Genomic DNA, 11,401 nt, shown 5'->3' with positions numbered 1-11,401 from the left:
CAACCGTTGGTTAATTATCCGTTTTTTAATATTTTTTTGATGTCGTCCTCATTCTTGTACGAAGAATGAATCTTTATTAGCCCTTGGTTGATGGCATGTTGGCAAGCGGTTCTTATGTTACCGGTTGCAAAGCTTGCGGCGGGCGCGTTATCAATCGCCTTCAAGAACACCCAATGGCTGTGTTTATCTTTTAAGCTGACCTCACGGGCAATGTGCGTAGCGAGCAATAATAAGTCGAGCAGTTCTTCATCATTAATGGCGGTGTAGGCACGTGGCAAGAATGGGTAATCACTGATACCCATACGAATCGTGCGATTCACATGGTGTTTGGCCGCAAACTCATCTACCCAACTTTGGAATTTGTTGAATGTGGCTTCCGCAGAAGCATCGCGATCAGCATTGGGTTCGATGTACAGTAAGTTTGCATCTGAGAAGTGGTACAAACGTGTTGGTTTCTGGATACGTTCTGCCAAGAACTCACCAAAAGCCCGCTCTAGTTCCAAACCAGCTTTGTAGCCGTGTTGTACGTACATACTTCGTAAGAATGGTAAGTCGATCATCACAAAGCGTAGGCGGTCGTTGAGGGGCTCGTGGATCAGCTCGCCCATTTGCCATTGTTCAAACGTATCGCTCGATTTCTTCAACGAACGCGACAGTTTCACGTTCAACATACGTAAGTTACGTAGACGCGAACGCGAGTGGGTGAAGAGATCATTACGTAGCTTGTCGATTTGTGATGTTTGACGCTGCATGATCACACCACGACGCATGATGAATAAGAACATCACCAGGACAGTAATGAACAGGGCGAATGAAATCTTTTGGAACTTGCGATGTTCCATCTCAACTTGTGCAAGCTTGTCTGCTTGGCCGACATAATGAATGCTTTGTTCGGCAAACTCTTTTTGCTGGCGAAAGGCATCCTCACTGATTTGGTTAAGTTGCTTTTGCTCTAGTCGCACAAGACTGGTGTACTTTTTGTAGGCTTGTAACGACAGTTGGTATTCGCCTGCTTGCTCATACCCCAAGCCCAGTAGGCGGTAAGACTGCTGTTTGATAAAGCCAGTATCGTCCGGTGCCTTCTCGATCAGGTCGAGTGCTTTTTTCGCATTATTTATGACATTTTTACTTTCATTTTGGTGGTAAGCCAATCCCGATTGCAGTAATGCCGCTTTCGCTTCTAGTTGTGGTAGGTCTGCGTATGCAAGCAAATCCATAGAGCGGTCAAGGTACTGCTCTGCTAATGCATAGTTGTAGAGCTGCAGGTAAGTGGCAGCTAGGCTCAGACGAATCTTAATGATGCGGTTGATATTTTTACTGGTGCTGTCATGGTCCAGTACGTTGAAGTAGTGCACTAAAGCCAGATTAAATTTGCCTTGGTAGAAATAGATGTCACCCATTTGCTCTAGCACGTCGGCCAAAATCGGTGAGCTTGGGTAGCTATCGTAAAAGTCTGCGGCCTGAGAGAGGTACTCGATCGCTTTGTCATACACGCGGCGTTCTTGAAACAGGCGCGCCAATAAACGATTTACTTTTGCTAAGCGTGCACCGCTGTCGCTCTCGATTGACTGCCAATAGCCGTACAGCAGTTCAGAAAGGGCGAGGTTGTACTTTTTATCATTGAGATAAAATTCGCCTACGGCGGTGTGGTAATCAATTAAAATCAGGTCCGAGCGGTTATCTTTCAGCATGGTTTTAGCTTGTGCGTATAAACGGTCGGCGTTAACGCTATCACCACTGTTTGCTGCCAGTAGCGCACGCTGCATCACCAAGCGATAATGCACGCTGTCGGTGCGTTGCAATACAGGATTGGCGTCTTCAATCTGTTTTTCGATTTGATCGAGTTTTTCTTCTGCGGCTGCGTAGTTTTTGTCATACATCCAAATCATTTGGTTGCGCATTAGCTGCACGTCCAGATTCATGTATGGCAATTGGTATTCTTTGGCAAGACGTTCGGCTTCATCAAGGTTATTGATCGCAGAACGAATGTTCCCCATGGTGTAATCGGCTTGGGCAATGATCTTGTGTGCTTCGATGGTACTGCTTGGCGTGCGGATACTGCGATCGGTCTCTTCACGAGACATAGCAGACGGGCTTCCGTTCTCTTGACGCTCTGTCAGCTCGCGTTGCAATAGGTAGTTTTTGGCCGCTTGTTTGGCTTGTGAAGGCTCAATCTCAGCAAGTTGTTGAGCTTCATTAAGTAAAGCGGAAGATAAAATGGTCGCGTGAAGTGGCTGTGCTAGTAATAAGCAAAGAAAGCCAATCAGCCTAAATAGACGCGAACTGTCCCAAAACATCCTTTTCGTTCCCTCGAACTGTGTCGTAAATTATGTATTTTTGAATAAACAATAGTAGAGAAAAACGCCCAGCAATCCAACAGATAGCTGAGCGTTTTTGAGTATTTAAGCAATTAGTTTTTGAGTGTGGAACTCAAGCACTTTTGATTCTCAACTCAGATTACTGACGCGCCATGCGGTTATTGTGCGTGGGCTTGTCTTGTTCCGTTGAACGGTAAGGGTTGATATCCAAACCACCACGACGTGTGTAACGTGCAAATACCGTCAGTTTCGTTGGCTGGCAGTACTTCATCAAGTCAGTGAAAATGCGCTCAACACATTGCTCGTGGAACTCGTTGTGCTCACGGAATGAAACGAGGTAACGAAGCAACTTCTCACGATCAAGCTTGGCGCCTTGGTAGCGAATTTCTACGCTGCCCCAGTCTGGCTGGTTGGTGATCAAACAGTTCGATTTTAGTAGATGGCTGTGAAGAATTTCTTCTACTTGCTCATCACCAGCAGCTCCTTCAAGCAGTGCAGCATCAAAATCGTAGCTGGTGATTTCGATGTCTTGAGCGTCAATACACTCGCCTTCCATCGTCACGATAGGTTGGTTGGTGTAATGAGTTACTGGGTTTACTTCCACAAGTACTTGCTCACCTGCGCATGCCGATAGGTCTTGCGTCAAACGTTCAGTCACTTCTTCCCAAGTAGCGAAACGCGTTTGGTTGTAGCTGTTTAAGTAGAGTTTGAACGACTTTGACTCAATCAAGTTTGCGCTAGTTGCTGGAATGTACACTTCGCCAACCGCAACTTGAGGCAAGCCTTTGCTGTTGAGCCAAGATAGCTCGTACAGCGTCCAAATGTCGTGGCCCATAAACGGTAGGCTGTCGCCAAGTTCAAGGTCGTCACGGTTTAAGCTGCGAGGAACAGGTTGCAGCAAGCTCGCGTCGTATTGGTTTGCGTACTCGGTCTTTTTACCCAGAGTCAGGCCAGCAAGCTCTTTAGCGTCAGAATATTTGCTCATACTTTGTGGTCGTTTTCGATTAGAATGGCGAGAATTTTACTGAATCCGCTGATTAATTGCCATCCGGCAGATACCGCAACCTGATAAAAACAAACCAGGAGACCTTCATGACCCAAACCGTTCCTCAGGCTCTACAGGACTTTAGCCTGCGCTACCAACAAGCTTGGCAAGGCAAACACAACGAACTGCCACGCAGTGAAGAGCTTGCTGATCTTGTTTCTCCATGTGTAGAAGAGAAACGCGATGAGGTCGTTTTGTGGAAATCAGTTCCACGTGAAGAGATGGCAGACTTCACCAACGTTGAGAATGCAATTGAATTGACGTTGCATGAAGACATTAAGCTTTTCTATGGTTCGCAATACAGTGCTGATATGGACGCGACTTGGCAAGGCAATGAACTGACACTGCTGCAAGTTTGGAGTGACGATGACTTTACTCGTCTGCAAGAGAACATTCTTGGTCACCTGGTGACTCAGCGTCGTCTAAAACTAAAGCCGACGGTATTTATTGCAGCGACTGATGCCGAGCTGGATGTGATTTCAATCTGTAACTTAACGGGCAATGTGATTCTTGAGCGCTTGGGTTCTGATAAACGTGACGTATTGGCTGAAACACTGACTGAGTTTCTAAGCAAACTTGAGGCAGCGGTGTAAGCATGTACGTTGTTGAGTTGCAGTTTGAGTGTTTTGATAACACTACCGTAAGCGCCGTAGATAAAGCGATTAATGGTCTGATGGACGCACTGCGTTACAACGGACAAGTTCTGGGTCGTGAATTTCCTATCGTAATGGGTGATGGCGAGTTTTATGTTCGCGTCGTTTGCCCAGAGCAAGACAGTTTGCATCCTCGCTACCATTCTGATTTCGTCAAAGTGTGCATGAATCGTTTGTCGGAAGCATCGTTGCTTGCGCCGAAAATGCGCATGTTGGGTCGTGATTTGAATTCAGAAGAAGCGGCTGAAGAAGAGACTCCAAGTTGGCAAGTACTTTACACCACTTACGTGCATACCTGCTCTCCACTGCGCAGTGGTGAGACGCTGTTGCCAATTCCACTTTACCGTAATGGGGCAACACTGAATGGTGACCATAAAGCGGTGGTGAAATGGCAAACCGAATGGCAAGCGTGTGATGAAATCCAAATGGCGGGTGGCTGCCGCGCTGAACACGCTGCGCTGCATGAAATTTGCGACTCAGACAGTGTGTTGTTCCGCCGTGGTTGGGATTTGCGTGGCCGTATTGAATACATCACCAAGATTCCAACGTACTACTACCAATACCGCGTCGGTGGTGAGTCACTTGAAGCGGAAAAAGCGCGCAAGTGTCCAAAATGTGGTGGTGACTGGTTACTCGACGAACCGCTGCACGACATTTTCTACTTTAAGTGTGACGATTGCCGAATTGTCTCCAACATCTCTTGGGACCACATCAAGTAGTCTATTTTTTTAAAGCTGGCGTCTATGCCAGCTTTTTTCTATCGATATAAATGAATCAAACCTGATCAGTAAAATTATCTATTATTGATTTTATCAATATATTGATTCAAAAAGCATTTTCACTGACCATTCCTCTCATCCCCTTGATTGTGATCTTTGTTCATATTCAAAGAAAAATGTAACTTAGTTGCATGCTTTATAAGCATTGAAACGTTTGCTTCTCAAAAAATTAAAATAACATCCATATCCTTTTTAAGGTTTTGGGAAGAGGGCCCCTTCCGAAAATATATATAAAAAAATAATCTGGAAGGAATTGTGATGACATTTTTTAAACGAAGCCTCGTCTGTATTGCTGTTGTCGGCCTGATGGCTGGCTGTAATGACGACGATACGAAATACGTAGAAGTTCCATCGGACTACAGCCCTGTAGTCGCAGAAGGCAAAACACTGACTAACACGCCTGATGTGGTTGTGAAAGGTGAAGCGACACAAGAGGATGAAGTCACCATCGCTATTGCGGCGACATCTGACCTACATGGTCGTTTATTCGGTTTTGACTATGCATTGAATGCGGAAGATGACGACGCTGGTATTACGCGAATTGCGACTCTGCTTGCTGACCAAAAAGCGGCGCACCCAAATATGATCCTGATTGATATCGGTGATACGGTTCAGGGCAACTCCGCGCAGCTATTCAACGATGATCCAACTCACCCAGTAGTCGAGAGTATGAACTCTCTTGGTTTTGATGTTTGGGTACCTGGCAACCATGAATTCAACTTTGAGCGTTCGTTTGTCGATCGCAACCTCGATCATTTTAATGGTGCGGTACTGTCTTCAAACATCAAATGGGAAAGCAACGATGTGAACTACATTCGCGCGTTCCAAATGTTTGAAGTGGAAGGTGTGAAAGTGGCGATCGTTGGTCTAACGCCGTCGAACGTGCCGAACTGGGAAGCGTCTGCGCCGGATCACTTCAAGGGTTTGAAGTTTGAGAACGAATTAGATGCAACCAAAGAAGCGGTTGACCAACTGGTGTCTAAATACAATCCAGACGTGATTGTTGGTGCACTTCACCTTGGTCGCCAAGAAGATGGTGGTGTGGGTGTTTACGAAATCGCGTCAGCAATGGCGGATAAATTCGATGTCATCTTAGCGGGTCACGAACACGCGAACTACATCGAGCAAGTGAATGCTGATGGCACGGTTACCCCAATCAGTAAATCAACATCAGAAATCGGCGGTGAAAATACGTTGATTGAAGACAAAACCAAGTCTGGTGAATACAACCAAGACAACCGCGTGCAAAGCGTCAAAATCATTGAGCCGGGCAAGTGGGGTGCTTACCTTGCGAAAGCTGAGATTCAACTGAAGAAAGTTGATGGCAAGTGGACGATGGAAGACACCACATTGACCAACATCGGTACGAAGAAAGTGGAACAAGAGCAAGCGCTGCAAGCGAAATTCCAATACGTGCATGATATCTCGGTTGAAGACGCAACTCGTGAGCTTGGTCGTGTAACGGGTGACTTCACACCAAGTGCAACTGGCTTCCCAGATGAAGCGACAGCGACGGATTACAACTACACCGCAGAGCGTCTGTACTCGACGATTCACCTTGCGAAAGTCGTTGATACACCGTTGATGGACGTGATTAACCAAATCCAAATGCAGAAAATCGAAGATGCTGTCGGTGAAGGTAATGGTGCGGTTGTGTCTGCTGCGTCGTTGTTCTCTGATCAATCTAACCTGATCGATGGTGAAGTGTACACCAAAGGTAAATCGACCAACTTGTACAAGTACGACAACACCTTGCTTGGTGTTGAGATGACAGGTGCAAACCTAAAACGCTTCATTGAGTGGTCATACTCTTACTTCAACCAGTATCAACCGGGTGACATTACGGTGTCGTTTAAGAAAGGCGCGCCAGCTTACCTATACGACCAATTTGATGGTGACATCGAGTTCACTGTGGATCTAAGCAAACCGTCGCTAGAGTTGGATGAAAACAACGCCGTAACGAATGAAGGTAGCCGCGTGAATATCACCAGCATTGGTGGCGAGCAGTTCGATCCAAATGCGACTTACAAAGTGGCGATGAACAGCTACCGCTTTGGTTCGCAAATCCAGAAGTTTGGTTGGGCGAGCAAAGACGATGTGTTCTATGACTCAGTGAATGAACAAGTTTACGCAATTCGCGACATGCTGACGGCGTATGTTGAAGAGAACAAAGGTATCAACGTGGCAGATTTCAGTGGCAGCGTTGGTAACTGGTCATTCACTCAATACCTACCAAGCGGTGATATCACGACACTGCGTGAGGGCGAAGGCAAAGCGCTTTGGGATCAATTGAAGAACATGGAAATCTGTGTCTCGATTGACTTGGAAAACCCGAAATACCCAGCGATTGTTAAGTCTGTGAACATCAATGATTCGTCTAGCTACTTTGTTAACCCTAACAAAGACGCGGCGACCCTTGATGAGAAAGTCGCAGGTTGTAACCCAACTCATTAATCCTGCATGTGGGCGCGGTAATCTTTACCGCGCCTAATTTTACTCACCAGAGGCAAAGCTCGTTTGAGTGAGTGATGTAGAAGAGTGCTTCATGATTAAAAGAATCTATAACCGATGGGGTTTCACCCTACTGATTACCCTTATCTCCACGCTTATCTTCCAGTTTTCTTCTTCGTGGAGTGAAGATTTCCGTCCTAAATCTCGTCAGCAACAAGAGTTTGTTGAAGCGACCGTCACGCGTTCGATCTCAAACCATGTTGCGCCAGATCCGCTCGTGCCGGATGTGATGACAGGTAAGCAAGTCTTCATGGCAAAAATCCTTGAGGGAGAGAGTGAAGGTTTAGAGGTGGAAGTCACCAATCCTCTTAGTCGCCAGCACAACGTGTATGTCAGTGAAGGCGATACCTTCATCATGATGATTCGTGAAACCACCAATGGCACCGTCTATTGGGCGTATAACCACAAACGATCAGGCGCGATTTACCTGATGCTTGCGCTTTTTTGCGCGCTGCTGCTGAGCTTTGGCAAGAAAGAGGGCATCAACTCAATGGTTGCTCTTTATTTCACTGCTGCCTTGATCGTTGGCGTGTTGGTGCCGAGTATTTTTTCGGGTTGGAATCCGATGTTGGTCAGCATCTTATTGATGGTGGTGATCATTGTGGTCAGCTTTATTCTCGTTTCTGGCTATAACCGTAAGAGTTTATGTGCCATGGGCGGCACGTTATTGGGCGTGATCGCCGCAGGTGTAATGGCGCAGTGGTTTGGTGAAATGGCGCACTTGTCGGGCATTTACCTCGACAAAGGCGAAGACGTGATTTACCTAACGTCGGTGAAGATGGGCATTCGCTGGTTGATGTTCGTGACGATTGTCGTTGCTGCGCTTGGCGCTGTTATGGACGTTGCGATTTCGATTGCATCGGCGTACGCGGAGCTGCAACAAACTGATCCGAAACTCAAGCCAAAGCAGTTGGTTAGAGCGTCGATGAACATTGGTCGAGACATCATGGGAACCATGACTAACACCTTGATCTTGGCGTTTGCTGGCGGCTCATTGACGACCATCATGATGGTGTGGGGGCTTAACATGCCAGCGAGCCAATTTATGAATATGCCGCTGGTGGGACTTGCAGTGGTGAATGCGTTAGCGGGCAGTGTGGGCATTGTGCTTACTATCCCTTTCACTGCGTTTTTGGCACCTTATGTGTTTAAACATCCTCAAGTAGATACGCACTCAGAACAGGTGAAAAAGAAGGTTGAGCAAGACGAAATTCAGCTGTTTTAACGATATAAAACCGCAATGAAAACAAATGCAAAAAGGGCGCTCCGATGAGCGCCCTTTTTAAGTTTCAAGTGTTGTAGAAAGAGGGGATTACCAACCTTTAACAACGCCACCTTTGAAGATGTCTTTCGCTGCTTCGTAAACTTCATCAGTTTGGTATGCTTTCACGAAGTTTTGTACGTTAGCTGCTTGCACGTTGTCTTCACGAGCAACGATTAGGTTTACGTATGGAGACTCTTTGTCTTCTACGAAGATACCGTCACGCTCAGGTGTTAGGTCGATTGAGCTTGCGTAAGTCGTGTTGATGATAGAAATCGCTACGTCATCAAGAGAACGTGGAAGTTGTGCTGCATCTAGCTCCACGATAGTGATGTTTTTCGGGTTACCAACGATGTCACGTACTGTTGCTTGTAGACCAACGCCATCACGCAGTTCGATCAGACCTTGTTGCTCAAGAAGTAGAAGAGAACGACCAAGGTTTGTTGGATCGTTTGGTACCGCGATACGAGCGCCATCTTCGATCTCATCAACCGATTTAACTTGCTTAGAGTAACCCGCAATTGGGTATACGAAAGAGTTACCAGCCGTTACTAGCTTGTAGCCACGGTCAGTTACTTGCTGGTCTAGGTATGGCTTGTGTTGGAACGCGTTTGCGTCGATTGAGCCATCATCTAGCGCAGCGTTTGGTGTAACGTAATCAGTGAACGTCACCAACTCAACATCCAAGTTGTATTTCTCTTTCGCAACTTTTGCTGCTACTTCAGCAACTTGAGCCTCTGCACCCGCCATTACGCCAACTTTTACTTTGTTTGCGTCGACTTCTTTATCACCACAACCTGCTAGAACAAGTGCAGAAGCGGCAGTGGCTACAGTCAAAAGACTCTTAAGGCTAAATTTCATCTTTATCTCCTTATAATTGGTATTTTCAATTCTTATCTGTGGTCTACACGGCGTACGATTGCATCACCGATAGACTGAATAATTTGTACTAGCACAATTAGCATCACGACAGTCACGGCCATGATAACGACATCATAACGGTGGAAGCCATAACGGATGGCTACGTCACCAAGACCGCCGCCGCCTACCGTCCCCGCCATTGCTGAATAGCTTACTAGTGTTACTAGGGTAATGGTCACTGAGTTAACAATAGTCGGCATTGCTTCAGGAAGCAGAACTTTTGTGATGATTTGAGTTGGGGTTGCGCCCATAGACTGAGCTGCTTCCACTAGGCCTGTCGGTACTTCCAGTAAAGCACCCTCGATCAGACGTGCCACAAATGGGATTGCACCAATCGTGAGTGGAACAATCGCTGCCGTTGTACCAATAAACGTACCGACAAGCAGCTTGGTTACTGGAATAATCGCAACCATCAATACTAGGAAAGGCACTGAACGGCCAATGTTGACTATCGCGCCAAGAACGCCATTTAGCTTGGTGTTTTCAAGCAAGCCACCTTTTTTAGTGGTGTGCAGAATTACACCAAGAGGGATGCCAACCGCGAAACCAACGATGCCAGCAACTGCCACCATGTAAAAGGTTTCCCACGTTGCGCCCAAAAGTAGGTTGCTGTTTAAGCTCAGCCATTCAGAAATCGTATTAAAGGACATAGCCAAGTACCTCTACTTTCACGTTGTGCTCACGCAGGAATTCAATTGCTGCGTTATCATCTTCTTCGCTACCAAACAGTTCTGCGACCATCATGCCGAACTTCACGCCGCCAGCGTAGTCCAGATCGGAACTTAGGATGCTTACGTCGATGTTGTACTTACGAGCGATTTGCGTCATCAGAGGGGCATCCACGGTTGCACCAGTAAATTCCAGGCGAACCAACGGGTAGCTGTTTTCTACGCGCGTAGTTTGTAAGCGAGCTTGGTAATCTTCTGGAATAGAAAGATCCAAAGTAGAGCGAATGAACTCGTGTGCCAGTGCTGTCTTCGGATGAGCGAAGATTTCACCCACGGTGCCTTTTTCCACAAGTTCACCATCACCAATGATCGCCACTTCGTGACAGATGCTCTTAACCACTTCCATTTCGTGAGTGATAAGCAGAATCGTGATATCCAGTTTGCGGTTGATTTCTTTTAGAAGTTCTAGGATTGACTGCGTCGTTGCAGGGTCGAGTGCGCTGGTCGCTTCGTCACACAACAAAACACTTGGATCAGAAGACAGAGCACGTGCAATCGCCACACGCTGCTTTTGACCGCCACTTAGGTTTGCTGGGTAGCTTTCGTGCTTGTCAGAAAGGCCAACCAGTTTAAGCAACTCAGTCACTTTTGTTGTGATTTGCGATTTGTCTTTGCCTGCTAGCTCAAGAGGGAGTGCGACATTATCAAAAACGGTGCGAGACGATAGCAGGTTAAAGTGTTGGAAGATCATCCCGATGTTGCGGCGGGTTTCTCCCAGTTGTTTCTTGTTGAGTTTGGTCAGGTCTACGCCATCAACAATGATGGAGCCTGATGTTGGGGCTTCCAGCATATTCACGCAACGGATCAGAGTACTTTTACCCGCGCCCGATGAGCCGATAACACCAAAGATGGTGCCCTTCGCGATATTTAAGTTAATGTCCTTAAGGGCAAGAATTTCCTTACTGCCTTGGTAGAACACTTTATTGACGTTTTTAATTTCTATCATGTTTCAACCTGCACAGAGATACTGGGAACTTCGCTGTTAAAAACGGCTTTTAACAGGAGTAAATTTTGAACTCTATCTCAATTCTCAGTTGATGCTATGGGTTAAGCAGTAGTAAGTCAATAGATATTTTTACGTCTAGACGTCTAAAAGTATGGATGTTTTGTTAGGAAATAAAGCAAGAAGATGTTCGGCGGAACGGGATATAAAAGAGGGATATTCAAGATTTACCGATTCTCGGG

General features: G+C 46.4%; 9 protein-coding genes. 4 read left to right on the top strand and 5 right to left on the bottom strand.

The features are described 5' to 3' along the window. Positions 1-14 precede the first annotated feature (14 nt). Both C1S73_RS07145 and queF read right to left on the bottom strand, forming a co-directional pair. Positions 15-2,297 (bottom strand): tetratricopeptide repeat protein, encoded by a 2,283-nt coding sequence (locus tag C1S73_RS07145; protein ID WP_038865409.1) that lies wholly within the window; start codon positions 2,295-2,297, stop codon positions 15-17. Between the two features lie 160 nt (positions 2,298-2,457). After that, on the bottom strand, positions 2,458-3,303 hold the full coding sequence (gene queF / locus C1S73_RS07140) for an NADPH-dependent 7-cyano-7-deazaguanine reductase QueF (protein ID WP_038865407.1): 846 nt from the start codon (positions 3,301-3,303) through the stop codon (positions 2,458-2,460). A gap of 107 nt (positions 3,304-3,410) precedes the next feature. Here queF and syd point away from each other — a divergent pair, with 107 nt between their 5' ends. The 4 genes from syd to C1S73_RS07120 all read left to right on the top strand — a co-directional run bounded on the left by syd (position 3,411) and on the right by C1S73_RS07120 (position 8,531). Then, entirely contained in the window at positions 3,411-3,956 is a 546-nt protein-coding gene (gene syd / locus C1S73_RS07135) for a SecY-interacting protein (protein ID WP_038865406.1), read from the top strand. A 2-nt stretch (positions 3,957-3,958) separates the two neighbouring features. Beyond that, positions 3,959-4,735, top strand: a complete 777-nt coding sequence (locus C1S73_RS07130) for a Zn-ribbon-containing protein (RefSeq protein WP_038865405.1) — start codon at positions 3,959-3,961, stop codon at positions 4,733-4,735. A gap of 318 nt (positions 4,736-5,053) precedes the next feature. Continuing rightward, positions 5,054-7,249 (top strand): bifunctional metallophosphatase/5'-nucleotidase, encoded by a 2,196-nt coding sequence (locus tag C1S73_RS07125; protein WP_038865403.1) that lies wholly within the window; start codon positions 5,054-5,056, stop codon positions 7,247-7,249. A gap of 91 nt (positions 7,250-7,340) precedes the next feature. Further along, positions 7,341-8,531, top strand: coding sequence for a YibE/F family protein (locus tag C1S73_RS07120; RefSeq protein WP_038865402.1), 1,191 nt, complete (start codon positions 7,341-7,343; stop codon positions 8,529-8,531). Positions 8,532-8,618: 87 nt separating this feature from the next. Here C1S73_RS07120 and C1S73_RS07115 read toward each other — a convergent pair whose 3' ends face one another. From C1S73_RS07115 to metN, 3 genes are read right to left on the bottom strand one after another with little or no spacing between them, the layout of a single operon-like run. Next, positions 8,619-9,428, bottom strand: coding sequence for a MetQ/NlpA family lipoprotein (locus tag C1S73_RS07115; protein ID WP_038865401.1), 810 nt, complete (start codon positions 9,426-9,428; stop codon positions 8,619-8,621). Between the two features lie 32 nt (positions 9,429-9,460). Beyond that, positions 9,461-10,138: a methionine ABC transporter permease gene (locus tag C1S73_RS07110; RefSeq protein WP_038865400.1), complete on the bottom strand. Its 678-nt coding sequence runs from the start codon at positions 10,136-10,138 to the stop codon at positions 9,461-9,463. After that, positions 10,128-11,162, bottom strand: a complete 1,035-nt coding sequence (metN, locus tag C1S73_RS07105) for a methionine ABC transporter ATP-binding protein MetN (protein WP_038865399.1) — start codon at positions 11,160-11,162, stop codon at positions 10,128-10,130. Before metN ends, C1S73_RS07110 begins: the two co-directional genes overlap by 11 nt. Positions 11,163-11,401 lie beyond the last annotated feature (239 nt).

It is taken from the genome of Vibrio jasicida 090810c, assembly GCF_002887615.1.
Classification (GTDB): Bacteria; Pseudomonadota; Gammaproteobacteria; order Enterobacterales; family Vibrionaceae; genus Vibrio; species Vibrio jasicida.
This window is presented reverse-complemented; position numbering and strand designations above follow the sequence as displayed.

What these genes read in the sequence shown, in the direction of transcription:
- C1S73_RS07145 (WP_038865409.1), bottom strand. Translation starts at nt 2,297, where the DNA reads ATGTTTTGGGACAGTTCGCGTCTATTTAGGCTGATTGGCTTTCTTTGC.
- queF (WP_038865407.1), bottom strand. Translation starts at nt 3,303, where the DNA reads ATGAGCAAATATTCTGACGCTAAAGAGCTTGCTGGCCTGACTCTGGGT.
- syd (WP_038865406.1), top strand. Translation starts at nt 3,411, where the DNA reads ATGACCCAAACCGTTCCTCAGGCTCTACAGGACTTTAGCCTGCGCTAC.
- C1S73_RS07130 (WP_038865405.1), top strand. Translation starts at nt 3,959, where the DNA reads ATGTACGTTGTTGAGTTGCAGTTTGAGTGTTTTGATAACACTACCGTA.
- C1S73_RS07125 (WP_038865403.1), top strand. Translation starts at nt 5,054, where the DNA reads ATGACATTTTTTAAACGAAGCCTCGTCTGTATTGCTGTTGTCGGCCTG.
- C1S73_RS07120 (WP_038865402.1), top strand. Translation starts at nt 7,341, where the DNA reads ATGATTAAAAGAATCTATAACCGATGGGGTTTCACCCTACTGATTACC.
- C1S73_RS07115 (WP_038865401.1), bottom strand. Translation starts at nt 9,428, where the DNA reads ATGAAATTTAGCCTTAAGAGTCTTTTGACTGTAGCCACTGCCGCTTCT.
- C1S73_RS07110 (WP_038865400.1), bottom strand. Translation starts at nt 10,138, where the DNA reads ATGTCCTTTAATACGATTTCTGAATGGCTGAGCTTAAACAGCAACCTA.
- metN (WP_038865399.1), bottom strand. Translation starts at nt 11,162, where the DNA reads ATGATAGAAATTAAAAACGTCAATAAAGTGTTCTACCAAGGCAGTAAG.